The following is a 25,435-nucleotide window of genomic DNA, read 5'->3' on the forward strand; positions in this document are numbered from 1 at the left end:
CGTAAAGGAAAAGGGCAGCATCGATGCCGTGGAGCAATCAGGGCGGCGGCCCGTGGGGAAGTGGCCCCAAGGGACCGTGGGGATCCGGACCGCAGTCGACGGGTCCGACTCCTCCGGATCTCGAGGACTTGCTGCGCCGCAGCCAGGACAGGCTCCGTCGGGTGCTGCCGGGCGGCAGCCTGGGCGGCAAGGGCATCGCCGTGCTGCTGGCGATCGCCGTGGTGCTGTGGGGCCTCTCCGGCTTCTACCGGGTCGAGCCCGACGAGCTCGGCGTCGTGCTGCGCTTCGGCAAGTACACCCGCGACGCCACGCCGGGCCTGAACTATCACCTGCCGTATCCGGTCGAGTCCGTGCTCACCCCCAAGGTCACCCGGGTCAACCGGATCGACATCGGCATGCGGGTGGTCGAGGATCTGCGCCGCGGCACCACCATGCGGGACGTGCCGGAAGAGAGCCTGATGCTCACCGGTGACGAGAACATCGTCGACGTCGACTTCTCGGTGTTCTGGGTGATCAAGCCGACCGGCGGCGCCAGCCAGTATTTGTTCAACATCCAGAACCCCGAAGGCACCGTGAAGGCGGTCGCCGAGAGCGCCATGCGCGAGGTGGTCGGCCGCTCCGATGTCCAGCCGATCCTGACGGGCGCCCGGCAGACCATCGAGACCGCCGTGCACGATCTGATGCAGAAGACCCTCGACAGCTACGGCGCCGGCATCCAGATCACCCAGGTGCAGATGCAGAAGGTCGATCCGCCGTCGCAGGTCATCGACTCGTTCCGCGACGTGCAGGCGGCACGCGCCGACCTGGAGCGGGCCCAGAACGAGGCGCAGACCTACGCCAACCGCGTGGTGCCGGAGGCGCGCGGTCGCGCCGCCCAGGTCACCCAGTCGGCCGAGGCCTATCGCGAGCAGACGGTCGCCGAGGCGCGTGGCCAGGCCGGCCGCTTCAGCAAGATCTACGAGGAGTACAAGAAGGCTCCCGAGATCACCCGCGAGCGGCTCTATCTCGAGACCATGGAGCGGCTGTTCGGCGGCTCCGACAAGATCATCCTGGACCCGGGCGCCGGGGCGCTCGGAACGGCCGGCGGCATCGTGCCCTATCTCAATCTCGACGAGCTCGGGCGCCGCCACACGCAGCCGCAATCCCAGGCCCCGCGTCCCCAGACGGGAGCCGCCCGATGAAGACCGGCATCGCGGGCGGCATCGCCGCCGTCGTCATCCTTCTGATCCTGGTGCTCGGCTACGCGTCGCTGTTCACCGTCTACCAGACCCAGCAGGCCCTGGTGGTCCGCCTCGGCGACCCCAGGCGGATCGTCACCGAGCCCGGGCTGCACTTCAAGGTGCCGCTGATCGACAACGTGATCTATGTCGACAAGCGCATCCTCGATCTCGAGAACCCGGCCCAGGAGGTGATCGCCTCCGACTCGAAGCGGCTCGTGGTCGACGCCTTCGCCCGCTACAAGGTGGTCGACCCGCTGCGCTTCTATCAGACGGTCGGCTCGGTCGAGGGAGCCAATTCGCGGCTCGCCACCCTGCTCAACTCGGCACTCCGCCGCGTGCTCGGCGAATCCAGCCTCACCGCGGTGGTGCGCGACGAGCGTGCCCAGATGATGGCGCGGGTGCGCGAGCAGCTCGACCGCGAGGCGCACGCCTTCGGCATCAACGTGATCGACGTCCGCATCCGGCGCGCCGACCTGCCGGAGCAGAACAGCCAGGCCGTCTATCAGCGCATGCAGACGGAGCGCCAACGCGAGGCGGCCGAGTTCCGCGCCCAGGGCAGCCAGCGCGGCCAGGAGATCCGGGCCCGCGCCGACCGCGACGTCACGGTGCTGGTGGCCGATGCGACCTCCAAGGCCGAGCAGACCCGCGGCGAGGGCGACGCGACGCGAAACCGCATCTTCGCCGACGCGTTCGGCCAGGATCCGGACTTCTTCACCTTCTACCGCTCGATGCAGGCCTACGAGGCCGCCCTCAAGCCCGGCGAAACCCGCTTCCTTCTGCGGCCGGATTCGGAGTTCTTCCGCTATTTCGCCAATGCGAGCGGTCGCCCCCCCGCTCAGGCGACCGCGCCCGCCTCGCCCGCCTCGCCACCCGCGGCGGCCGCACGTTGAATCCGGCGGAGCCCGCTCCCGAAACGGGGGGCGGGCTCCGGCGCGGGTTACCGCCCGCGCCAGTCCTCGGGGCCCCAAATGTCCGCGTTCCTGGTCGCGCTCGGTCTTGTCTTCGTGCTCGAAGGCCTTCTGTTCGCGGCGTTTCCGGGTCCGGCCCGGCGGGCCGCCCAGGCCCTCACCGAGACCCCCGAGCACACCCTGCGGATCGTCGGGGTGGTCAGTGCGGCGCTCGGCGTCGGCTTGATCTGGCTGATCCGGGCACTATCCTGAGACGGAGGGCCGATGTGGCGGAGCCGCCATTCCGCCCCAATCCGTCCGTAATGGCGCGTTCCGTCCGCGTCGTGCGCCCCGCCGAGCGCGGGTGCGCCGCGTCCCTTAGTTTTTAGGTTCGTCCTCCGAGGAGATCGCCAGGTCATGGCCGGCCTTTCGTTCGAACGCATCCGCCAGCTTCGTCGCCCGCTTGCCGCGGCGGCCCTCGCTGCGGCCCTCGTGGCGGGCGACGCCCGCGCCGCCTCGCGCGGCCCCGACGGTATCGCCGACATCACCGAGAAGGTGATGGACGCGGTCGTCAACATCTCCACCTCGCAGAACGTCGAGGCGCACGGCAACGCCGTGCCGAATCTGCCGCCGGGCGCGCCGTTCGAGGAGTTCTTCGAGGAATTCTTCAAGAACCGCCGCGGCGGCCAGCAGGGCGAGACCACGCCGCGCGAGCGGGCGCCGCGCCGCGTCAACTCGCTCGGCTCCGGATTTGTGATCGACCCGTCCGGCATCGTGGTCACCAACAACCACGTCATCGCCGACGCCGACGAGGTCACGGTGATCTTCAACGACGGCACCCGCCTCAAGGCCGAGGTTCTCGGCCGCGACCAGAAGATCGACCTCGCCGTCCTCAAGGTGAAGCCGGACAAGCCGCTCAAGGCGGTGTCGTTCGGCGACTCCGACAAGCTGCGGATCGGCGAGTGGGTGGTGGCGATCGGCAATCCGTTCAGCCTGGGCGGCACCGTCACGGCCGGCATCGTCTCGGCCCGCAACCGCGACATCAACTCCGGACCCTACGACAACTACATCCAGACCGACGCCGCCATCAATCGCGGCAATTCGGGCGGCCCGCTGTTCAATCTCGACGGCGAGGTGGTCGGCATCAACACGGCCATCATCTCGCCGTCCGGCGGCTCGATCGGCATCGGCTTCTCGGTACCGTCGAAGACCGCCGTCGCGGTGATCGACCAGCTCCGTCAGTTCGGCGAGACCCGCCGCGGCTGGATCGGCGTGCGCATCCAGCAGGTCACCGACGACATCGCCGAGAACCTGAACATCAAGCCGGCGCGCGGTGCGCTGGTCGCCGGCGTCGACGACAAGGGCCCGGCCAAGCCCGCCGGCATCGAGCCGGGCGACGTGATCGTCCGCTTCGACGGCAAGGACATCAAGGAGATGCGCGACCTGCCGCGCGTCGTCGCCGACACGCCGGTCGGCAAGGATGTCGACGTGGTGGTGCTGCGCAAGGGCAAGGAGGAGAAGAAGACCGTCAAGCTCGGCCGGCTCGAGGACGGCGAGAAGCAGGCGGCGCTGAGCACCAAGAAGGGCAGCGGCGCGCCGGAAGAGAAGTCGGTCGTCCAGTCGACGCTCGGCCTCGCCCTCGCCAATCTCAACGACGACCTGCGCAAGCGCTACAAGATCAAGGACACGGTCAAGGCCGGCGTGGTGATCACCGGCATCGACTCGAAGTCGGCCGCCGCCGAGAAGCGCCTCGCCGCCGGCGACGTGATCGTCGAAATCTCGCAGGAGGCGGTGGAGACCGCGCCCGACGTGCAGAAGCGCATCGACCAGCTCAAGAAGGACGGCCGCAAGTCCGCCCTGCTGCTGGTCGCCGGCGCCGACGGCGACCTCCGCTTCGTCGCCCTCTCGCTGCAGTAGGCGCGCGCGGCCTCTCCCCCCGCGGGGAGAGGCCGGAGTCCGCGCGACAGCGAGGGCTTCGCCTCGATGGAAAGACTGCTCATGCCCGGCCTCGTGCCGGGCATTTTCATGAGATGGCGCAAGCAACGACCGTCATTCCGGAAGCCGACCGAAGGTCGGCTGTCCGGAATCCATAACACCGGTCTGTGTGTATGGATTCCGGGTTCGCCGCTGCGCGGCGCCCCGGAATGACGGGTTGCGGTGCGCCCCTCACACCGCCTTGATCAGCACGTGCTTCTTCTTGCCGAGCGACAGCTTGATCACGCCGTCGCCGCCGAGGTCTTTCAGGCCGAGCACCCGCTTCTCGTCCGTCACGGTGGCGTCGTTGACCTTGAGGCCGCCGGCCTTGACCTGGCGGCGGGCTTCGCCGTTGGAGGCGACCAGCCCGGTCTTCTCGGCGAAGGCGGTGAGCACGCCGAGGCCAGCCTCGAGTTCGGCGCGGGCGACCTCCACGGTCGGCAGGTTTGCCGCGACCGAGCCTTCCTCGAACGTTTTCCGCGCCGTCTCGGCGGCCTGCTCGGCGGCGGGCCGGCCGTGCACCAGGGCGGTCGCCTCGGTCGCCAGGACCTTCTTGGCCTCGTTGATCTCGGCCCCGCCGAGCGCCGCGAGGCGCTCGATCTCGGCGAGCGGCAGCAGCGTGAACAGTTTCAGGAACGACACCACGTCGCCGTCCTCGGTGTTGCGCCAGAACTGCCAGTAGTCGTACGGGCTCAGCATGCCGGCATCGAGCCACACGGCCCCGGCCGCGGTCTTGCCCATCTTGGCGCCCGAGGCGGTGGTGAGCAGCGGGCAGGTCAGCGCGTGCAGCGGATGCGTGCCCATCCGGCGGCCGAGATCGATGCCGTTGACGATGTTGCCCCACTGGTCGGAGCCGCCCATCTGCAGGTTGCAGCCGTAGCGCCGCGCCAGCTCGACGAAGTCGTAGGATTGCAGGATCATGTAGTTGAACTCGATGAAGGAGAGCTCCTGCTCGCGCTCGAGCCGGAGCTTCACCGAGTCCATGGTCAGCATGCGGTTGATCGAGAAGTGGCGGCCGACCTCGCGCAGCATCTCGATGTAGTTGAGCGTCGTCAGCCACTCGGCATTGTCGGCCATGACGGCGTCGCCGCGCCCCTCGCCGAAGGACAGGAAGTTCGAGAACACCCGCTTGATGCTGTTCTTGTTGGCGTCGATCTGCTCGTAGGTGAGCAGTTTTCGCGTTTCGTCGCGGCCGGAGGGATCGCCCACCCGCGTGGTGCCGCCGCCCATGAGAGCGATCGGCTTGTTGCCGGTCTGCTGCAGCCAGTGCAACATCATGATCGAGATCAGGTGGCCGACATGCAGCGAGGCCGCCGTGCAGTCGTAACCGACATAGGCGACGAGCTCGTTCTTCTTCGCCAGGGCGTCGAGCCCGGCCGCATCCGACACCTGGTGGATGAAGCCGCGGCTCTCCAGGACGCGGAGGAAATCGGACTCGTAGCTGCTCATGACCTCGTCCTCGCTGCGGGGAGGCCGGCGTCGCGACACAATGGCGTCGCCTGCGAAAACGCCGGCTGCACCAGCCGATGCCCGGCACCAGTGCCCTCGCGCCGTTCGGGCCGGGGTGTATCAGGTCCGGCGTCGATTTCAAATCGGAGTGGGGTTTGCTGCGGACGAGCCGGTCCGGGCTGGGCGTCCGGTGGGACGCCCAGCCGTCGCGTCGGCTCGGGGACGGCGGGGAAAGCCGGCCGGCACGACTTCGCAGCGCTCGGCGACGCCTGCCGGGCCCCCCTAGGGGCCGGGCCGGTTCGACAGCCATCGTCTGCGTCGGCTCTTTATCGTATTTATACGGATCGGAATGCGTCTAGATCAGATTCGGAGCGGTTCACGATCCGCTCCGAATAGTTCATCCCCGCAAAAAAACCGGGTCGCGACCACCCCGACTGTTCGAATATGCATGGCGGGGCCGGACCACCTAACCGGCTGTTAAGTCTGGACTTGCACTGTGAGGCGACAATCACAGCGCCTAACCCGCCATTTTCGAACGATCTCCGAAACCTTCCAGCGGCGACGCAAACCGAGTCGAAACAATGAGCGCCACGTTGTTGCATCGCGTGCGAAGCATCAAAATATGCACGTCGCTCTACATCCTGTTCGGGCTTTGCGCGGTCGTGATGAGTGTGCAATCCGGGCGGGAGATCGTCGATGCGTGGACGAACGTCCAGGCCACCGCCCGGATCGAGGCGGTCGCGAGTGCCAACCGCGCCTTGTTCAACGTCATCCAGTTCTCCCTGACGGAGCGCGGCATGATGTTCATCGCGCTCGAGGCGGCGGATCCTGCCGATCCCAAGCTGGCCGACCAGTTCGCCGCCGCGCGGGCCAAGGCAGGTCCCGCGATCGAGGCGCTACTGACCGCCTGCGGAGAGACCAGGTGCGCCGACGGCGACGTGGTCGGAAAACTCCGGCAGCTCGTCGCCGCGGTGGTCACGATGCGTGAAAAGGCCGACCGCGCGATCGAGCTGCCGCTCGCGCAGCGCCCCGCCGGGCTCGGGAAGGAATGGTTCGCGACCGCGTTGGCGCTCGGCAACGAGCTCGAGCGGGTGTCGGCGGCGTTGAGCGACCAGATCCGCATGGCCGATCCGGAAATCGCCGAGCTGGTCGGGATCAAGGAGGCCGCCTGGATCGCGCGGGCCCTGAGCGGCAACGAGCGGACGCTCATCCAGCAGATGATGGCGGCGCGGGCGCTTCCTCCGGACATTCGCGAGAGGCGGGGCGGGCTCAACGGGCAGGCCGAGGCCGCGTGGCGCATCGTCCGGGCTCTGTCGGCGCGTCCCGGCGTGCCGGCGTCGGTGGTCGCTGCCGTGCAGGCGGCGCACACGAGCCGGTTCGACGTCTATCCGAAGAAACGGGCCGAGGTCGAGAAGGCCGCTGCGGCAGGACAGGCCCCGCCGTTCCCCGAACTGGAATACGTGAACGTCGCGAACGGCGCTCTCGCTGCCCTGGTCGACGTCTGCACGGCCGCCCTCGACGAGATCATCGCCCACGCCCATCAGCGTGCGGACGCCGCTCGCACGGCGCTGGTCGTCAATGCGGCCGGCCTTGCCCTGGCGCTGATCGTCGGCATCACCGGCTTCCTGGTCGCGTGGCGGCGGATCGGCCGGCCGCTGTCGCAGCTCACCTATGGCATGCGCGAGCTGGCGAACGGCAATCTCGACGTGGTGCTGGCCGGCGTCGGTCGTCTCGACGAGATCGGCGAGATCGCCGGCGCGGTCGAGACCTTCAAGGTCAAGGCGGCCGAGAAGGCGCGCCGCGAGGCCGCGGCGCAGGGCGAGGTCGAGAAGTCCGCGGCGGAGACGCGCCGGCGCGAAATGAGCAGGATCGCCGATTCCTTCGAGGCCGCGGTGGGCGAGATCGTCGAGACGGTGTCGTCGGCCGCGACCGAGCTCGAGGCGTCGGCCGGCACGCTGACCCAGACGGCCGAGACGACGCAGCGGCTGTCGGCCACGGCGGCGTCCACCTCCGACCAGGCCTCCGACAACGTCCAGAGCGTCGCCTCGGCGGCCGGCCAGATGTCCGCCTCGGTCGGCGAGATCAGCCGGCAGGTGCAGGATTCGACCCGCATCGCCGCCGAGGCGGTGCGCCAGGCCGAGCAGACCGACCGCCGCATCGGCGAGCTGTCGCAGGCGGCGGCCCGGATCGGCGACGTCGTCAAGCTGATCACCGCCATCGCCGAGCAGACCAACCTCTTGGCGCTCAACGCGACCATCGAGGCCGCCCGGGCCGGCGACGCCGGCCGGGGCTTCGCCATCGTGGCCCAGGAGGTGAAGGCGCTGGCCGGGCAGACCGCCAAGGCGACGGGCGACATCGCCACCCAGATCGGCGCCATGCAGGCGGCGACCAGCGACTCGGTCACGGCGATCAAGGAGATCGGCGGCACCATTGCGCACATCGCCGAGATCGCGGCGGCCGTGGAGGAGCAGGGGGCGGCGACCGCCGAGATCGCCCGCAACGCCCAGCAGGCCTCGCACGGCACCACCGAGGTGGCCGGCACCATCACGCAGGTGAACCGCGGCGCCGGCGAGACCGGGGCGGCTTCGGCCCAGGTCCTGTCGGCGGCCCGGGCGCTCGCCGGCGAGAGCAGCCGGCTGGAGGTCGAGGTCGAGCGGTTCTTGTCGACGGTGCGGGCAGCCTGAGCGGTTGCCTCACCCGGTGCGACGGCCGCGGGGCTCCGGCTTGACCGTGACGGTGGCGAGGCGCTTGTCGAGATAGGACGTGATCGCCTGCATCAGCGGCTCGATCTTGGCGTCGAAGAAGTGGTTGGCGCCCGGCACCACCTTCTGCTCGATGATGATGCCCTTCTGGGTCTTCAGCTTCTCGACCAGGGTCTGGACGTCCTTGTAGGGCACCACGGCGTCGCGCTCGCCGTGCACGATCAGGCCGGAGGACGGGCAGGGGGCCAGGAACGAGAAGTCGTAGAGATTGGCCGGCGGGGCGATCGAGATGAAGCCCTCGATCTCGGGACGCCGCATCAAAAGCTGCATGCCGATCCAGGCGCCGAACGAGAAGCCGGCGATCCAGCAGCTCCGCGCCTCCGGGTTGATGGCCTGGGCCCAGTCGAGCGCCGAGGCGGCATCGGACAATTCGCCCTGGCCGTGGTCGAACGAGCCCTGGCTGCGGCCGACTCCGCGGAAGTTGAAGCGTAGCACGGAGAAGCCGCGATGCGCGAAGGCGTAATAGAGCTGGTAGACGATCTGGTGGTTCATCGTGCCGCCGAACTGCGGGTGCGGATGCAGCACGATGGCGATCGGCGCGTTCTTGACCCGCGACGGGTGGTACCGCCCCTCGATCCGGCCGGCGGACCCGTTGAAGATGATCTCAGGCATGCTCGTGAACCTCGTCGTCCGGGCGGTGCAGTGGCACCGCCGCCCCCGGCTCTCGCCGCGGCGGCCTTGACGCCGCCGGCGCGACCCGCCTATCTGTCTACAACGCCTCGAATTTCCGGAATGATCCTGGCCCTGGGACGGCTGCGCGAAGCCGGTCGGTGGCGCGGCGCCCTGGTCTAGCATGATCACCGGGGCGAAAAGCAAGGCTTTCGTTGCGCCTGGCCCGCGTGCGGGTGGCGCTTGGAGGGGCCATTGCGGCTGATCCGGGCCGGCACGGCCGGGCGTCGGCGCGGCGAGGACGGCAGACCCCCGGCAGGACCCAGCGGCACCTCATGAGCGAGCGCGTCTATCTCGATTGGAACGCCACGGCGCCGCTGCGGCCGGAGGCCCGCGCCGCCGTCGTGGCGGCGCTCGACCGTGCCGGCAACCCGTCCTCGGTCCATGCCGAGGGGCGGGCGGCCCGCGGCCTGGTCGAGACCGCCCGCGAGGCGGTGGCGGCCCTGGTCGGGGCGGAGCCGCGCAATGTTGTTTTCACCTCGGGCGGCACCGAGGCCAATGCGCTGGCCCTGACGCCGGCCCTGACGCCGGCCCTGACCCTCGGTGCCGCCGAGGGTCGATTTGATCGGCTGCTGGTGTCGGCGATCGAACATGCCTCGGTGCGCTGCGGTGGCCGGTTTCCGACCAACGCTGTCGACATTGTGCCGGTGACCCCCGCCGGACTCGTCGACCTGGAGGCGCTGGCGGCCCGTCTGGCGGCCCTGCGCACTGAAAATGCTGGGTTTCGGCTGTTGGTATCGCTCATGCATGCCAACAACGAGACCGGGGTGGTGCAGCCGATCGCCGCCGCGGCGGATCTGGTTCATGCGGCCGGAGGGATCCTGCATGTCGACGCGGTCCAGAGCGCCGGGAAGATCCCGTGCGACATCAATGCTCTCGGGGCCGACTTGATGAGCCTGTCGGGGCACAAGCTCGGCGGCCCGCAGGGGACCGGGGCGCTGGTGGCGCGTGCGGCCCTGCACGTCGCCGATCCGCTTCTGAAGGGCGGCGGCCAGGAGCGGGGTTTTCGGGCCGGCACCGAGAATGTCGCCGCTATCGCGGGCTTCGGGGCGGCGGCCGCGGCGGCGGCCCGCGACCTCGCGGCGGACGCGCCGGCCATGGTGGCGTTGCGCGACGGCCTGGAGGCGCAGGTGACGGCGGCCTCGCCGAAAACCGCGGTGATTGGCGCGGGGGCGCCCCGCCTGCCCAATACCAGCCTGCTGGCGCATCCCGGCTTCAAGGCCGAGACGGCGCTGATCGCCCTCGACCTCGCCGGCGTCGCAGTATCGTCGGGCGCCGCCTGCTCGTCCGGCAAGGTCGGCGCCTCGCAGGTGCTGGCCGCCATGGGCGTGCCGCCGGCCATTGCGGCCGGCGCCGTGCGGGTCAGCCTCGGCCCGACCACCACGGAGCGCGACGTCACGGCCTTCGTGGGCGCTTGGAACGGGCTCGTGCTTAGACTATCTAGGGGAGGATGCGGTATTGCCGCGTGACGCGATCTTTTCCGAAGGTGATCTTCCGCAGGCAGAACACCATAGGCCAACATCCAACCCGCGGTCCTTGAAACCGCAGTGGAGGGAATGACATGCCGGCCGTGCAAGAGACCGTCGAGCAGGTCCGGAGCATCGACGTCGACCAGTACAAGTACGGTTTCGAGACCGACATCGAGACCGAGAAGGCACCCAAGGGGCTCTCCGAGGACACGGTCCGGTTCATCTCGGCCAAGAAAGAAGAGCCGGCCTGGATGCTGGAGTGGCGGCTGGAGGCGTTCCGCCGCTGGCTCACCATGGACGAGCCGACCTGGGCCCGCGTCGACTATCCGAAGATCGACTACCAGAACGCCTACTATTACGCGGCCCCAAAAGCCTTCGTCGCGCCAAAATCGCTCGACGAGGTCGATCCGGAGATTCTCAAGACCTACGAGAAGCTCGGCATCCCGCTGCGCGAGCGCGAGATCCTGGCCGGCGTGGTGCGCCCGGAAGGGTCGTCGCGCGTCGCCGTCGACGCCGTGTTCGATTCGGTCTCGGTCGCCACCACGTTCAAGGAGGAGCTGAAGAAGGCCGGCGTGATCTTCATGCCGATCTCGGAGGCGATCCGCGAGCATCCCGAGCTGGTGCAGAAGTACCTGGGCTCGGTCGTGCCGGTCTCCGACAACTTCTTCGCCACCCTGAACTCGGCCGTGTTCTCCGACGGCTCGTTCGTCTACATCCCGCCGGGCGTGCGATGCCCGATGGAGCTGTCCACCTATTTCCGCATCAACGAGCGCAACACCGGCCAGTTCGAGCGCACCCTGATCATCGCCGACAAGGGGTCGTATGTCAGCTATCTGGAAGGCTGCACGGCGCCGCGGCGCGACGAGAACCAGCTCCATGCCGCCGTGGTCGAGCTGATCGCGCACGACGACGCCGAGATCAAGTACTCGACCGTGCAGAACTGGTACCCCGGCGACGCCGAGGGCAAGGGCGGCATCTTCAACTTCGTCACCAAGCGGGGCGACTGCCGCGGCGCGCGCTCGAAGATCTCCTGGACCCAGGTGGAGACCGGCTCGGCCATCACCTGGAAGTATCCGAGTTGCATCCTGCGGGGCGACGGATCGCGCGGAGAGTTCTACTCGATCGCCATCTCGAACGGCCGCCAGCAGGTCGATTCGGGAACCAAGATGATCCATCTCGGCAAGAACACGACGAGCCGGATCATCTCCAAGGGCATCGCGGCGGGGCGCTCCGACAACACCTATCGGGGGCTGGTCTCGGCCCATCGGAAAGCCACGGGCGCGCGCAACTTCACCAACTGCGACTCGCTCTTGATCGGCCCGCACTGCGGCGCCCACACGGTCCCGTACATCGAGGCGAAGAATTCCTCCGCCTTGTTCGAGCACGAGGCCACCACCTCCAAGATCTCCGAGGACATGCTGTTCTACTGCAGGCAGCGCGGCCTCTCGCAGGAGGAGGCGGTGGCGCTGGTGGTCAACGGCTTCGTCAAGGACGTGCTCCAGCATCTGCCGATGGAGTTCGCCGTCGAGGCCCAGAAGCTCATCTCCATCAGCCTGGAAGGCTCGGTCGGCTGATCGGAAATCAGCGTCCGCGGCTCCGCTTCCGGCGGGTTTCGCGGGCGCTCGAAAGCCATGTCTTCGACGCGTGACGCCCGGCCGCTGCGATGCAGGGCGGGACAACACGAGGTGAAAACGAAATGTCGCTTCTGGAAATCAAGAACCTGCAGGCTTCCGTCGCGGACCGCCAGATCCTGCGCGGGGTCGATCTGGTGGTGAACCCGGGCGAGGTGCACGCCATCATGGGTCCGAACGGCTCCGGCAAGTCGACGCTGGCGCATGTCTTGTCCGGCAAGTCGGGCTACGAGGTGACGGGCGGCACGGTGACGCTCGACGGCATCGACCTCTTGGCGCTCGAACCCGACGAGCGCGCCGCCCGCGGCCTGTTCCTGGCGTTCCAGTACCCGATGGAGATCCCGGGCGTCGCCACCATGACATTCCTGCGCACCGCGATGAACGCCCAGCGCAAGAAGCGCGGCGAGCCGGAGCTGTCGACGCCGGAGTTCATGAAGCGGGTGCGCGAGGAGGCCAAGAAGCTCTCGATCGATCCGGAGATGCTCAAACGGCCCGTCAATGTCGGCTTCTCGGGCGGCGAGAAGAAGCGCAACGAGGTGCTGCAGATGGCGCTGCTGGCGCCCAAGCTCGCGGTGCTCGACGAGACCGACTCGGGCCTCGACATCGACGCGTTGAAGATCGCCGCCGAAGGCGTCAACCGGCTGCGCTCGCCGGAGCGCGGCATGATCGTCATCACCCACTACCAGCGCCTGCTCGACCACATCATCCCCGACATCGTCCACGTTTTTTCCCGTGGCCGCATCGTTCGCACCGGCGGCAAGGAGCTGGCGCTCGAGCTCGAGGAGCGCGGCTATGCCGACTACGAGCAGGAGGCGGCGGCCTGACGCCGGGACGCGATGACCGAGGAGGTCGACAATCCCGTGCTGCAGCACCTGCGGGCGATTCGCACCCAGCTCGACACGCTGTCGGACCGGGTGCTGGAGCTGACCCAGCGGGTCGGCAACCTGGGGATCCAGGTCACTCAGCTCTCGGTTCGGATCGATCACCTCGATTTGCGGCTCGACCGTGTGGAGCGTCGCCTCGATCGGATCGAAGCTTGGGCGGCAAGTCCCGTTTGATTGGATGACACCATGACGCAAGCGACCGTGACGAAGTCGGAGGCCGAACGGCAGATCGCCGACGCCTGGACCGGCGTGAAGGACCGGCTGCCCGGCGCCGCGCCGCTGACCGCGCGCCGCGAGGCCGCGTTCAAGAAGTTCGAGGCCGCCGGCCTGCCGAACCGCCGTGTCGAGGAGTGGAAATACACGGATCTGCGCGCGCTGATGCGCGACGCCAAGCCGCTGGCGCAGCCGCCCGGCGAGATCGGCCGGGTGCGGGCCCGCGCCGCCGGCGCGATCCTGTCCGGCGTCGACCTGCGCCGCGTCGTCGTCGCCGACGGCGTGCTGCTGAAGGACGTCTCCGACCTCGGCGGTCTCGAACCGGGCCTGACCATCGGCTCGCTCGCCGATGCGCTGACGCAGGGCGACGCCGAGGTGATGGGGCGGCTCGGGGCGCAGAGCCCGGCCGAGAAGGACGTGGCTTTCGCGCTCAACACGGCCTTCATGGGCGACGGCGCCGTCATCCGGGTCGCGCCGGGTGTGAAGATCGCGCGGCCGATCCATCTGGTGTTCTGCTTCACCGGCCCGGTTCCCGCGGCCGTGTTCACCCGCTCGCTGGTGAGCGTCGGGGCCGGCGCGGCCGTGACCGTGGTGGAGAGCCACGAGGGGCCGGACGGTCTCGACTATCAGGTCAATACCGCGCTCGAGATCGTCGCCGGCGACGGCGCCGAGATCGACCATGTGAAGATCGGCACCGAGGGCGCCGCGGCGCTGCACGTCTCCACCCTGACGGCGGCGCTCGGCCGGAATGTGCAGTTCCGCGACCTCAACTTCACGATCGGCGGCGCCGCGGTGCGCAACCAGATCTTCGCGCGCTGCGACGGTGCGGGCTCGACCCTGTCGCTCGACGGCGCGACCCTGCTCAAGGGCCGCCAGCACGCCGATGCGACGCTGGTGGTCGACCACGCGATCGGCGGCTGCAAGAGCCGCGAGATCTACAAGGGCGTGCTCGAAGGCGAGAGCCGCAGCGTCTTCCAGGGCAAGACCATCGTGCGGCCGGACGCGCAGAAGACCGACGGCAAGATGGCGTCGCACGCGCTGCTGCTGTCGGAGACGGCCGAGGCCGACCACAAGCCCGAGCTGGAAATCTTCGCCGACGACGTGGTGTGCGGCCATGGCGCCACGGCCGGGGCGCTCGACGAGGATCTGCGTTTCTATCTGATGGCGCGCGGCATCCCGAAGAAGCAGGCCGAGACGCTGCTGATCCAGTCCTTTGTCGGCGAGGCGATCGACGTGGTCGCGAACGAGGGAGTCCGCGACGCCCTCACGGCCGCAGTGATGCGTTGGCTCGAGGCGCGGGAATGACCGGTCTCGACAGCGCGATGATTGTTCCGCCTCTCCTGCAGGCGGGGAGAAGGGCGTCGCGTCGCCCAGAGTGCATGACATGACCCATCCGGCGGTTCGGAACGGCAGCTACGACGTCGCGCGCATCCGGGAGGATTTTCCGGCGCTGTCCCTGAAGGTCTACGGCAAGCCGCTCGTCTATCTCGACAACGCCGCCTCGGCCCAGAAGCCGACCGCGGTGCTCGACCGGCTCACTTATGCCTACACGCACGAATACGCCAACGTGCATCGCGGTCTGCACTACCTCGCCAACGCGGCGACCGAGGCCTACGAAGGGGCGCGCGAAAAGGTGCGGGCCTTCATCAATGCCGCGCGCGCCGAGGAGATCATCTTCACCCGCAACGCCACCGAGGCGATCAACCTGGTCGCCCAGACGTTCGGGCGCGAGCGCATCGGGCCCGGCGACGAGATCGTGCTCTCGATCATGGAGCACCACTCCAACATCGTGCCGTGGCATTTTCTCCGCGAGCGCCACGGTGCCGTGATCAAGTGGGCGCCGGTCGACGACGAGGGCAACTTCCTGCTCGACGAGTTCGAGAAACTGCTGACCGACCGCACCAAGATGGTCGCCATCACGCAGATGTCGAACGGGCTCGGCACCGAGGTGCCGGTCAAGGAGGTGGTGCGTCTGGCGCACGCCCGCGGCATCCCGGTGCTGGTCGACGGGGCGCAGGGCTCGGTGCATCTCGATGTCGACGTCCAGGACATCGGCTGCGACTTCTATGTGGTGACGGGCCACAAGCTCTACGGCCCGACCGGCATCGGGGCGCTCTACGGCAAGTACGATCTGCTCGCCGCCATGCCGCCGTTCCTGGGCGGCGGCGAGATGATCCGCGAGGTCTCCGAGGACCGCGTCACCTACGGGGATCCGCCGCACCGCTTCGAGGCGGGCACGCCGGCGATCGTCCAAGCGATCGGCTTCGGCGCCGCGATCGACTATGTCGAGTCGATCGGCCGCGGGCGCATCCGCGCCCACGAGCAGGCGCTCCTCGCCTATGCCCAGGACCGGCTGCGCGAGATCAACTCGCTGCGCATCATCGGCACGGCGCGCGACAAGGGGGCGATCGTCTCGTTCGAGATGAAGGGCGCGCACCCGCACGACATCGCCACCATCATCGACCGCTCCGGTATCGCCGTGCGGGCCGGCACCCATTGCGTGATGCCGCTGCTCGCCCGCTTCGGCGTCACCGCCACCTGTCGGGCCTCGTTCGGTCTTTACAACACGACCGAAGAGGTCGACCGTCTGGCCGAGGCCCTGATCAAGGCGCAGGACATGTTCGCATGAACGACCAGAGCAAGCCGATGGATGCAGCCTCCTCAGCCCCGGTCGCCAACGCGACCGTCGCGGTGCGGCCCGGCGGCGGAGCGCTGCCGCCCGAGGAGGTCGCCCGCCTCACCGACGACATCGTCGCGGCGCTGAAGACCGTCTACGACCCCGAGATCCCGGCCGACATCTACGAGCTCGGTCTGATCTACAAGATCGAGATCGGCGACGACCGGGCGATCGCGGTCGACATGACGCTGACGACGCCCAACTGTCCGTCGGCCCAGGAGCTGCCGATCATGGTGGAGAACGCGGTGGCGAGCGTGTCCGGCGTCGGGCCGGTGTCGGTCGAGATCGTCTGGGAGCCGCCGTGGGATCCGAGCCGGATGTCCGACGAGGCGCGGGTCGTCCTGAACATTTGGTAGGCGCCGGCGCGCGCCGTCCGGCTCGCCGGACGAGCCGCGGTATCCGGCAGTGGAGGTGAGCGATGGCGAATGCGCGACCGAGGCCGCAGGTGATCCGCCTGACGGATGCCGCCGCGGCCCGCATCAAGGACATCATGGCGCGGGCCGACAGGCCGATCGCCGGGGTGCGGATCGGCGTCAAGAACGGCGGCTGCGCCGGCATGTCCTACACGATGGAATACGCCGCCGCGGTGGCGCCGACCGACGAGGTGGTCGAGGACAAGGGCGTGCGCCTCCTGGTCGATCCCAAGGCGGTGCTGTTCCTGCTCGGCACCGAGATGGACTTCAGGACCGCGAAGCTCTCCGCGGGCTTCGTGTTCAGCAATCCGAACGAGATTTCGGCCTGCGGCTGCGGCGAGTCGGTATCGATCAAGCCGGCGGCCGTCGACGAGGTCGCGGCCGGGTAGGGGCGGGCGGGTGCTTCTTCGTCCCTTGCGACGAGGAAGAACACGTTTCACGCGCCGTCATTCCGGGACGCGCGCCTTTGCGCGCGGGCCCGGAATCCATACTCCCGGTGCTGATTGTCATCGAGAGGCAGGGGTTAGGGTTCCGGGTTCGGGGCGTTGCGCCGCCCCGGAACGACCAGTGTCGTGCAGGGTCGTCGATCACGAGAGCCGTGCCGGGTCGACGGCGCGACAATCCTTCACGCGATCTGCATCTCCACCACGGGCGAGACCTCGGGATCGACCTCGCAGATCACGTGGTTGCGGCCGGCGTGCTTGGCGGCATAGAGGCAGGTGTCGGCGCGCTCGATGAAGCTCTGGATGGTGTCGCCCGAATGCAGGGTGGCGACGCCGCACGAGATGGTGACGCGGCCGAGCATCTCGCGGGTCGAGCGCTTCATCAGCTCCTTGCCCATCACGGCGCGGCGGATGTAGTCGGCGACCGTGATGGCGGCGCGCAGCGTGGTGTCGGGGAGGATCACGGCGAACTCCTCGCCGCCGTAGCGTGCCGCGAGGTCCTGGCCCTTGACGTTCTGCTTCACCGAGAGCGCGACGAGGCGCAGCACCTGATCGCCGGTGAGGTGGCCGTAGGTGTCGTTGAATCGCTTGAAGTGGTCGATGTCGGTGAGGATCATCGACAGCGGCTCGTTGCGCAGCTTGGCCTGCTCGACCATGCGGGCGAGCACGTCGTCGAAGCACTTGCGGTTGGCGAGCGTGGTGAGCGGATCCGTCAGGCTCTCGCTGCGCACCTCGTCGAGATTCTGCTGCAGCTTGGCGATCTCGTCCTTGGAGGCGGTGAGGCGGAGCTCCAGCTCCTTGTTGCTGGTCTCCATCGCCTTGACGGTGCGGATCAGCCCGCCGAGAATCTCGTGCACGGCGGCGTCGTCCTCGGCGTGGCCGAGCTGGTCGCTCGCGTCGGCGAGGCTCTCGGTGTGCCGGCTCGCCGAGCCGACGGCGGCATCGAGCACCGCCATGATCTGATCGATCTTGATGACCACCTCGCCGCCGATCGAGTCGATCCGCTCGCCGAGCCGGGCCGGGGCGAAGAACTGAGCGTGGAGGCGGTCGATGTCCTCGGTCGACAGGGTGCCGAGGCGCGACAGGCGGTCGTTGATGGCCGCGTTGAGGGACGGGTTGTAGCCGGTCGCGTAGTGGTACCAGATCTCGTAATTGCGCGGCACAGCCGACTGGCGGAGCGCCTTGATCTGGTCGAGCGCGACCTTGGCGAAGGGAACGGTTCGCTCGTAATCGTTCGGCATGTCGGTCATCCGCTCACTCCGTCAGCAAGGGAGAGCGACGGTCGGCCGAGCGTCGGCGCCTTCGACCCGTCGTGGAAAGTCTAGGTCGGGCGGCTAAATTTGACGTAAACGACTGGTGACAAAGCAATGCGACAATGCGCGGCCAGAGGCTGCGCAAAGTCGATTGTCGGACTCGAAAAATAACCGGTTCTGGTGCCTGACGGTAATTTCGATCTAGCCCGACATGCGACTGCCCGGGCGGTCCGCCCGGGCGCGCGTCGACCTCAGGCTTTCACCCGCACGGGCCGGAGCAGGAAGGCGGGCAGATAGGACTCGATGTCGTCCGGTGCCTCGTCGCGCGGCGTCCGGCGGCGCACCGCCTCGATCGGGGTCACGTTACCGGGTTTCGTGCGCGGCGCGCCGTGCGCCGGCTTCGCGGTCCGGTCGCGCTGGCCGTCGCGGCCTTGCCGCTCGCCGCCCTGACGCTCGCCGCCCTGACGCTCGCCGCCCTGACGCTCGCGACCGTGGTGCTCGCCCTCGGCGGCGGTGCGCTCGGAATGACGTTCACCGCCCTGGCGTTCGCCGCCCTGGCGTTCGCCACTGTGCCGGTCGCGGCCCTGTCCCTCGCGGCCGCGACGTGGCATGCGGGCACCCATGCGGACCGGCTCGCGCGGCCCATCGTCCTCGGCCGGATCGTCGGCGTGCGGCGCGCCCTGCCATTCGATGGTGCGGCCGATCAGCTTCTCGATCGCGACGACCGACTTCTGCTCGGCGCTGGTGACGATCGTGATGGCGGTGCCGCTGCGGCCCGCCCGGCCGGTGCGGCCGATGCGATGCACGTAATCGTCCGGGTGATGCGGAACGTCGAAGTTGAAGATGTGGCTGACGTCCGGAATGTCGAGGCCGCGGGCCGCGACGTCAGACGCCACCAGGATCGCAATCTCGCCCTTGCGGAACTGGTCGAGCGCGGCGGTGCGGGCCGATTGGTCCATGTCGCCGTGCAGGGCGATGGCGGAGAACTTGTGTCGCAGCAGCGAGCGGTGCAGCGTCGCCACGTCGCGTTTGCGGTTGCAGAACACGATCGCGTTCTTGAGGCCGTCGGCCTGGCGGATCAGCCGGCGCAGCACCTCACGCTTGTCGTGCGGCTCGCGTCCCGCCTTCACCAGGCTCTGGGTGATCGCATCGACCGTGGTGGCCGGACGCGACACCTCGACCTTCACCGGGTTGTGCAGGAACTGCTCGGTGATGCGCCGGATCTCCGCCGGCATCGTCGCCGTGAAGAAAAGCGTCTGGCGCGTGAAGGGCACGAGCTTGCAGATGCGCTCGATGTCCGGGATGAAGCCCATGTCGAGCATGCGATCGGCTTCGTCGATCACCAAGAGCTCGACGCCGGTGAGCAGCAGCCCACCGCGCTCGGTGTGATCGAGCAGGCGACCCGGCGTCGCGATCAGCACGTCGACGCCGCGGGTGAGCTTGGTATCCTGATTGCCGAACGAGACGCCGCCGATCAGCAGCGCGACGTTCAGCTTGTGATTCTTGCCGTACTTGATGAAGCTCTCTTCGACCTGGGCGGCGAGCTCGCGGGTCGGCTCGAGGATCAGGGTGCGCGGCATCCGGGCGCGCGCACGGCCCGTTTCGAGCTTGGTGAGCATCGGCAGCACGAAAGCCGCCGTCTTGCCGGTCCCCGTCTGGGCAATACCGAGGACGTCGCGGCGTGCGAGAACGTGCGGGATGGCCTGTTCCTGGATCGGCGTCGGAGCGGTGTAACCGGCAGAAGTAACCGCTGCGAGGACTTTTTCGGACAAGCCGAGTTGGTCAAAAGACATGGACCCTCAAAGATAAACGCCCCGAACTCCCAGCCGCGCCGGTGTGTCGTCGACGTCGGATATGCGGGATGGGCGGTCGAACATAGGGCGAACCGACTGGCGACAACATAGGCGGACGGGTTGCAAAGTCAATGCTTCGCGCCGCGATAAGTTAAGTAAACGCCGTAAATTCCTGTCGTTTCTTCGTCACAAGCCGCGCCGGCGGCGGGTTGCCGGCCGCCTCGGCGCGCCTCCGCCCCACCTTGCTGCCGGACCGTCCGGCGCGACCAGACGATCGCGCATCGGCGCGGCGGTCAGCCCGTGCTGCGGCCGTGCTGCGCCGCAGAATGTTCCAGACTTTCCCGGCCGACGGTCTTCTCTCGGGGCCCTCGGGCCGCCTACAGGGTGCTGCAGACAAACAAGAAACATTCCGGGAGGTTCTTCTCGTGCGCACTCAGGTCGGCATTGTCGGCGCGGGCCCTGCGGGCCTCATGCTCTCGCTGTTGCTGCAGCGGGAGGGCATTTCGTCCGTGGTGCTGGAGTCCCGCAGCCGCGCCTATGTCGAGCAGCGGGTGCGGGCGGGACTGCTGGAGCAGTGGGCCAGAGATCTGCTGATCGAGATCGGCGCCGGCGAGCGCCTCCAGCGCGAGGGCCTCGTGCATGACGGCATCCGATTGAGCTGCGGCGGCGCCCTGCATCATATCGACTTCCGCCGTCTGGTCGGCCGCATCGTGACGATCTACGATCAGAAGGAGGTCGTGAAGGATCTGATCGCGCTGCTGCTCGATCGCGGCGGGCAGATCCTGTTCGAGGCCGAGGCGACGGCGCTCGACGGGCTCGGCGGCTCATCATCTGTGATCGCCTTCCGGCACGGCGGCGAGACGCGCGCACTCGCTTGCGACGTGGTGGCGGGTTGCGACGGCTTCCACGGCATCTCGCGTCCGGCCATCCCGGACGGCGTTCTCACCGTCTACGAGCGCGGCTATCCGTTCGGCTGGCTCGGCATTCTGTCGGAATCGCCGCCGGCCTCGGACGAGCTGATCTATGCGTATCACGAGCGCGGCTTCGCGCTGTTCTCGATGCGCGCGCCGTCGCTGTCGCGTCTCTATCTGCAGTGCGACCCGGACGAGGATCCGGCGCGCTGGCCGGATGCGAGGATCTTCGACGAGCTGCGGGCGCGCCTCGGCGGGTCGTGCGCCCTCGCCGAGGGCAGGGTGCTGCAGAAAAGCGTCACGCCGATGCGCAGCGTGGTGGTCGAGCCGATGCAGCACGGTCGGCTGTTCCTGGCCGGCGACTCCGCCCACATCCAGCCGCCGACCGGCGCCAAGGGCATGAACCTCGCCTTCGCCGACGTCGTCTTTCTCTCCCGCGCGCTGGCGCTGCATTACCGCCACGGCCGTACCGATGCGCTCGACGCCTATTCGCGCACCTGCCTCGACCGGGTCTGGAAGGCGCAGCGCTTCTCCTGGTTCATGACCCAGCTCCTGCATCGCTTCCCGGACGAGACTGCGTTCGACCGCCGCCGCCAGCTCGCCGACATCGCGTATCTGGCCGGCTCGGTCGCCGCCTCGACGGCGCTCGCCGAGAACTATTCGGGCCTGCCGCTGGAGTGACGGCTGCGTGACGAAAACCGACTTGCGACGTCTCGCTCGGGTGGGGACTTTGCCGATGCGCTCGGTCGTTCCGGGGCGGCCCGCAGGGCCGAGCCCGGAACCCATGACCCCTGTCCGTCGAAGGCAATCGGCACCGGGGGTATGGATTCCGGGCCCGCGCGCTGACACGCGCGTCCCGGAATGACGGGCATGATCAGCCGTCCCACGCCGATCACGCCGCAGGCGCCCGCATGGTTGACGAAGCCTTGCGGCGCAGGCGCATGAGATCGATCTAATCAGACTCGATTTGGCACGGCGCCGCGAGGGCTTCCATTACCGATCTGGTATAGTCTGTTCGGGTGTGGAGTTCTCTGGCATGATCACCGTCCCCCGCATCCGGCGCATCGACATCGCGATCCTGCTCGGTCTGATCGGCATCGCTTTGTGGGCGCAGCCGGTGCGCTCCGAGTCGTTCTCCGAGAAGCTCACGCGCCAGCTCAACAGCAATGCGCAGCGCGAGACCTTGAAGGCGCTCGAGCGCGGACTCGTGGTCGATGAAGCGGCCATCAAGACCACGCTGCCGGAGGGCGCCGACCGACGCGTCGTGCTGAGGACACGCGCCGCCGTTTACGAGAAGGTGGCGGACTTCGAGCGGGCCGAAGCCGATTTCACCACGGCGCTCTCGTTGGCGCCGTCCGATCCGGCCCTCTATCTCGATCGCGGCTATTTCTATCTGCGCCGCCAGCGCTACGGCGACGCGATGACCGACTTCATGGCGGGCGCCCGCATGGAGCCCCGCAAGACCGCCTATCCGTATGCGATCGGGCGCGTCTATGCCGCGATGGGCGAGCACGAGCGCGCCATCGGAAGCTACACGGACGCGGTGCGGATCGATCCGCAGGACGCCCGCGCCCTGCTGGCCCGCGCCGAGGCGAAGATCAATCTGGAGCGCTTCGACGAGGCGAAGGTCGACTACAACCGGGCGCTCCGCTCGGCGCTGCGCGGGCCGACCGACCGCTTCTACGCCTATCTGGGCCGCGGCTATGCGGCGATGGTGCTGCAGGACTATGACGCCGCCGTCGCCGATTTCGACAGTGCGCTGGAGATCGACGACAAGGCCTTCAACGCCATCGTCTGGCGGGCCTATGCCAACGAGAGGCGTGGCCGCACCGATCTCGCCATCGTCGATTACGAACGTGCCGTAGCCTACGATCCGGCCGACCAGGCGATCCGCACCAACCTGCAGCGGCTGCGGTCGAAGTGATCAGAAATTGTCTCCGACGATCATATCGATTCCACGACTTGCCGCTTGCGGCGAGAGGTCGGAGTGCGAGCATGAGCGAGGATTTCGGGTGAGGGGGGTATCGGATCAATATCCCGTGGTCATTCCGGGGCGCGGGCTGCAAGCCCGCGAGCCCGGAATCCATAACCCCTGTCAGCGTTTATGGATTCCGGGCTCGCCGCTGCGCGGCGCCCCGGAATGACGAGCGGCGGATCATTCCGCCCCCGCTCACACTCCCAGGACCGTCTTGAAATACGCGATGGTCGGCTTCAGGCCGTCCTCGAGCGAGATGGTCGGGGCCCAGCCGAGTTTTTGTCCGGCCAGCGTGATGTCGGGGCAGCGCTGCTTGGGATCGTCGGAGGGCAGCGGCCGGAAGATCAGCTTCGAGCGGCTGCCGGTGAGCTTCATCACCAGCTCGGCCAGCTCCAGCATGGTGAACTCGCCCGGATTGCCGATGTTCACCGGCCCGACGAAATCGGCCGGCGTCTCCATCATCCGCAGCAAACCCTCGATCAGGTCGTCGACATAGCAGAACGAGCGCGTCTGCTGGCCGTCGCCGTAGATGGTGATCTCCTCGCCCTTGAGCGCCTGGACGATGAAGTTCGACACCACCCGGCCGTCGTTCGGATGCATGCGCGGCCCGTAGGTGTTGAAGATGCGCACCACCTTGATCTCGAGCCCGTGCTGGCGGTGGTAGTCGAACATCAGCGTCTCGGCGCAGCGCTTGCCCTCGTCGTAGCAGCTCCGGATGCCGATCGGATTGACCCGGCCCCAATAGTCCTCGCGCTGCGGATGGATCTCCGGGTCGCCGTAGACCTCGGAGGTCGAGGCCTGCAGCACGCGCGCCTTCACCCGCTTGGCCAGCCCCAGCATGTTGATGGCGCCGTGCACGCTGGTCTTGGTGGTCTGCACCGGATCGAACTGGTAGTGCACCGGGCTCGCCGGGCAGGCCAGGTTGAAGATGCGGTCGACCTCCACGTAGAGCGGAAACGTCACGTCGTGGCGCTGCAGCTCGAAGTTCGGCCGGCCGAGCAGATGCGCCACGTTGCGGCGTGTGCCGGTGTAGAAATTGTCGATGCACAGCACCTCGTGCCCCGCCGCGACCAGCCGGTCGCACAGATGCGAGCCGAGGAAGCCGGCGCCGCCCGTCACCAGAACCGAAATGTCGTCCATGGGCCGCCTTCTCCGGGGGCGTTGTCGGATTACCGGGAGTGCTTGTGGCAGGCGGGAGCCCGGACAACAAGGGGGCGCCGGTCTCGCCCGGCATGCGGCCTCAGGGCGTCGCCGCCGGCGGCCGGTCCTCCGGGCGCGGGGGGTCGAGACGCCGGTGCAGGGGTTTTCGGAACGCTGCGATCATGGCTGCGGCGGCCGCAGCGACGGCGGCGATCATCAGGAAGAAGGCCGCCTTGTCCATGCCGGACCACAGGCTGCCGAGCACGCCGGCCAAAAGATTGCCGGTGAAGCTCGTCCCCAGCCACACCCCCATCAGCAGCGAGACGTGGCGCGCCGGCGCCACCTTGGAGACCAGCGACAGGCCGATCGGCGACAGGTACAGCTCGCCGAGGGTGAGCACGACGAAGTAGCCGAGCAGCCACAACCAGCTCGCCTTGCCGACGCCCATCGCCGCCGCGGCCATGATCAGGTTGGCCAGCGCCACGCCGAGGCAGCCGAGCGCCATCTTGGTGAGCGTCGAGGGCTCGCGGCCGCGCCGGCTCTGCCACGCCCACAGCTCCACCACCAGCGGCGTGAAGGCGAAGATCAGGAACGGGTTGACGGCCTGGAACCAGGTGGTCGGGATCTCGGCCGAAAAGCCGAAGAGCGACACGGTGCGGTCGGTGTGGTCGTCCGCCCACAGCGCGATGGTGTTGCCCTCCTGCTCGTAGGTCGCCCAGAACAGCGTCACGGGCACGCAGAGCAGCAGCACGGCCAGGATGGCGCTGCGCTCCTCGCGGGCGAGCGCCGTGGTGTCGCGGCGCGCCGGGGCGCCGGCGAGGGCGTCGCGCGGCAGCGCCGGGCGGCCGGCGAGATAGGTTGCAAGGCCGATCAGCATGCCGACGCCAGCGGCGCCGAACCCCCAGTGCCAGCCGACCCGCTCGCCGAGCGAGCCGCAGACGAGGGGCGCCAGGAAGGCCCCGATATTGATGCCGACATAGAAGATCGAGTAGGCACGGTCGCGCCGCGCGTCGCCGTCCGCATAGAGGCCGCCGACCTGGGTGACGATGTTGGGCTTGAAGGCGCCGTTGCCGAGGATGAGGGTCGCGAGCGCCGGGAACAGCAGCGTCTCGAACGCCATCATGAAGTGGCCGATCGCCATCAGGACGGCGCCGAGCACGACGGTACGGCGCTGCCCGAGAAGGCGGTCGGCGAGCAGGCCACCGAACAGCGGCGTCAGATAGACGAGGCCCGTATAGAGCCCGTAGACATGCGACGCGAAGGGTTGGGCGCCGAGCGGGCCCGTCAGGGTCTCCAGCGCGCCGCGCAGGGCCGCATAGCCCAGCACGGCCTCGGCGCGCTCCGGGTCGGACAGGTGCTTGACCATGTAGAGGACCAGGAGCGCCCGCATCCCGTAATAGGAGAAGCGCTCCCACATCTCGGTCCCGAACAGCACCGCCAGCCCGCGAGGATGGCCGAACAGGTCGCCCCGCCCGGGCGAATCGGCCCCGGCCAGGGCGGCGGGGCCGGAGGGCGGCGACGGGGCGGCAGGCGGGGACTGCATGGGCTGGTTCCACGGAGCGGACCCGGCGCGATTTTCGCGCGGGCACGAAACCGCCAGTTTAGGGGGAGAGCGTGGTCCGGCGAAATGGGCACTGTCCGGCGCAGCGGTTGCGCCGGCGGATGCCCGGCA

At 68.4% G+C, this 25,435-nt stretch carries 21 protein-coding genes; 15 read left to right on the top strand and 6 right to left on the bottom strand.

What is annotated here, in order from left to right; all coding sequences use genetic code 11:
* Positions 1–23 precede the first annotated feature (23 nt).
* From hflK to HXX10_RS01410, 4 genes are all read left to right on the top strand, one after another.
* Positions 24–1,181 (top strand): FtsH protease activity modulator HflK, encoded by a 1,158-nt coding sequence (gene hflK, locus HXX10_RS01395; protein WP_296519545.1) that lies wholly within the window; start codon positions 24–26, stop codon positions 1,179–1,181.
* Positions 1,178–2,110 (top strand): protease modulator HflC, encoded by a 933-nt coding sequence (gene hflC, locus HXX10_RS01400; protein ID WP_296519546.1) that lies wholly within the window; start codon positions 1,178–1,180, stop codon positions 2,108–2,110. Before hflK ends, hflC begins: the two co-directional genes overlap by 4 nt.
* Before the next feature lie 78 nt (positions 2,111–2,188).
* Positions 2,189–2,380, top strand: a complete 192-nt coding sequence (locus HXX10_RS01405) for a DUF2065 domain-containing protein (RefSeq protein ID WP_296519547.1) — start codon at positions 2,189–2,191, stop codon at positions 2,378–2,380.
* Between the two features lie 144 nt (positions 2,381–2,524).
* Positions 2,525–4,024, top strand: a complete 1,500-nt coding sequence (locus HXX10_RS01410; protein WP_296519548.1) for a Do family serine endopeptidase — start codon at positions 2,525–2,527, stop codon at positions 4,022–4,024.
* Between the two features lie 249 nt (positions 4,025–4,273).
* On the opposite strand, the gene tyrS is transcribed toward HXX10_RS01410, so the two are convergent.
* Complete coding sequence (gene tyrS, locus HXX10_RS01415; protein ID WP_296519549.1) at positions 4,274–5,530, bottom strand: tyrosine--tRNA ligase; 1,257 nt, start codon at positions 5,528–5,530, stop codon at positions 4,274–4,276.
* A gap of 581 nt (positions 5,531–6,111) precedes the next feature.
* Between tyrS and HXX10_RS01420 the strand changes: the two genes are divergently transcribed.
* Positions 6,112–8,214: a methyl-accepting chemotaxis protein gene (locus HXX10_RS01420; protein WP_296519550.1), complete on the top strand. Its 2,103-nt coding sequence runs from the start codon at positions 6,112–6,114 to the stop codon at positions 8,212–8,214.
* A 9-nt stretch (positions 8,215–8,223) separates the two neighbouring features.
* On the opposite strand, the gene HXX10_RS01425 is transcribed toward HXX10_RS01420, so the two are convergent.
* The gene (locus tag HXX10_RS01425; RefSeq protein WP_296519551.1) at positions 8,224–8,904 is read right to left on the bottom strand and encodes an alpha/beta hydrolase; all 681 of its coding nucleotides are present in this window, start codon (positions 8,902–8,904) and stop codon (positions 8,224–8,226) included.
* 332 nt (positions 8,905–9,236) lie between these two features.
* Between HXX10_RS01425 and HXX10_RS01430 the strand changes: the two genes are divergently transcribed.
* The 8 genes from HXX10_RS01430 (at position 9,237) to HXX10_RS01465 (ending at position 16,637) form a co-directional block, all read left to right on the top strand.
* On the top strand, positions 9,237–10,430 hold the full coding sequence (locus tag HXX10_RS01430) for a cysteine desulfurase family protein (RefSeq protein ID WP_296519552.1): 1,194 nt from the start codon (positions 9,237–9,239) through the stop codon (positions 10,428–10,430).
* A gap of 92 nt (positions 10,431–10,522) precedes the next feature.
* Positions 10,523–12,004 (top strand): Fe-S cluster assembly protein SufB, encoded by a 1,482-nt coding sequence (gene sufB / locus HXX10_RS01435; RefSeq protein WP_296519553.1) that lies wholly within the window; start codon positions 10,523–10,525, stop codon positions 12,002–12,004.
* A 122-nt stretch (positions 12,005–12,126) separates the two neighbouring features.
* Complete coding sequence (sufC, locus tag HXX10_RS01440; RefSeq protein ID WP_296519554.1) at positions 12,127–12,885, top strand: Fe-S cluster assembly ATPase SufC; 759 nt, start codon at positions 12,127–12,129, stop codon at positions 12,883–12,885.
* 12 nt (positions 12,886–12,897) lie between these two features.
* Positions 12,898–13,119 carry a hypothetical protein gene (locus HXX10_RS01445; protein WP_296519555.1) on the top strand — a complete coding sequence of 74 codons (222 nt, stop codon included), beginning with the start codon at positions 12,898–12,900 and terminating at the stop codon, positions 13,117–13,119.
* Between the two features lie 12 nt (positions 13,120–13,131).
* The gene (sufD, locus tag HXX10_RS01450) at positions 13,132–14,463 is read left to right on the top strand and encodes a Fe-S cluster assembly protein SufD (protein ID WP_296519556.1); all 1,332 of its coding nucleotides are present in this window, start codon (positions 13,132–13,134) and stop codon (positions 14,461–14,463) included.
* A gap of 79 nt (positions 14,464–14,542) precedes the next feature.
* Positions 14,543–15,787 carry a cysteine desulfurase gene (locus HXX10_RS01455; protein WP_296519557.1) on the top strand — a complete coding sequence of 415 codons (1,245 nt, stop codon included), beginning with the start codon at positions 14,543–14,545 and terminating at the stop codon, positions 15,785–15,787.
* Positions 15,784–16,191, top strand: a complete 408-nt coding sequence (locus tag HXX10_RS01460) for an SUF system Fe-S cluster assembly protein (RefSeq protein WP_296519558.1) — start codon at positions 15,784–15,786, stop codon at positions 16,189–16,191. The genes HXX10_RS01455 and HXX10_RS01460 overlap by 4 nt, the downstream gene beginning before the upstream one ends.
* Positions 16,192–16,253: 62 nt before the next feature.
* A complete protein-coding gene (locus tag HXX10_RS01465) occupies positions 16,254–16,637 on the top strand; it encodes an iron-sulfur cluster assembly accessory protein (protein WP_296519559.1) in 384 nt (127 codons plus the stop codon).
* Between the two features lie 236 nt (positions 16,638–16,873).
* On the opposite strand, the gene HXX10_RS01470 is transcribed toward HXX10_RS01465, so the two are convergent.
* Both HXX10_RS01470 and HXX10_RS01475 read right to left on the bottom strand, forming a co-directional pair.
* A complete protein-coding gene (locus HXX10_RS01470) occupies positions 16,874–17,941 on the bottom strand; it encodes a diguanylate cyclase (RefSeq protein ID WP_296519560.1) in 1,068 nt (355 codons plus the stop codon).
* 254 nt (positions 17,942–18,195) lie between these two features.
* Complete coding sequence (locus HXX10_RS01475) at positions 18,196–19,737, bottom strand: DEAD/DEAH box helicase (protein ID WP_296519561.1); 1,542 nt, start codon at positions 19,735–19,737, stop codon at positions 18,196–18,198.
* Between the two features lie 425 nt (positions 19,738–20,162).
* Here HXX10_RS01475 and HXX10_RS01480 point away from each other — a divergent pair, with 425 nt between their 5' ends.
* Together HXX10_RS01480 and HXX10_RS01485 are read left to right on the top strand one after the other, a co-directional pair.
* Entirely contained in the window at positions 20,163–21,329 is a 1,167-nt protein-coding gene (locus tag HXX10_RS01480; protein WP_296519562.1) for a 4-hydroxybenzoate 3-monooxygenase, read from the top strand.
* Positions 21,330–21,684: 355 nt separating this feature from the next.
* Entirely contained in the window at positions 21,685–22,572 is an 888-nt protein-coding gene (locus HXX10_RS01485; protein WP_296519563.1) for a tetratricopeptide repeat protein, read from the top strand.
* A 246-nt stretch (positions 22,573–22,818) separates the two neighbouring features.
* Here HXX10_RS01485 and HXX10_RS01490 read toward each other — a convergent pair whose 3' ends face one another.
* Both HXX10_RS01490 and HXX10_RS01495 read right to left on the bottom strand, forming a co-directional pair.
* Positions 22,819–23,763 (bottom strand): UDP-glucuronic acid decarboxylase family protein, encoded by a 945-nt coding sequence (locus HXX10_RS01490; RefSeq protein WP_296519564.1) that lies wholly within the window; start codon positions 23,761–23,763, stop codon positions 22,819–22,821.
* 100 nt (positions 23,764–23,863) lie between these two features.
* Positions 23,864–25,306: a peptide MFS transporter gene (locus tag HXX10_RS01495; RefSeq protein ID WP_296519565.1), complete on the bottom strand. Its 1,443-nt coding sequence runs from the start codon at positions 25,304–25,306 to the stop codon at positions 23,864–23,866.
* Positions 25,307–25,435: the final 129 nt, after the last annotated feature.

The sequence above is a fragment of the Rhodoplanes sp. genome (assembly GCF_013377085.1).
GTDB lineage: Bacteria > Pseudomonadota > Alphaproteobacteria > Rhizobiales > Xanthobacteraceae > Rhodoplanes.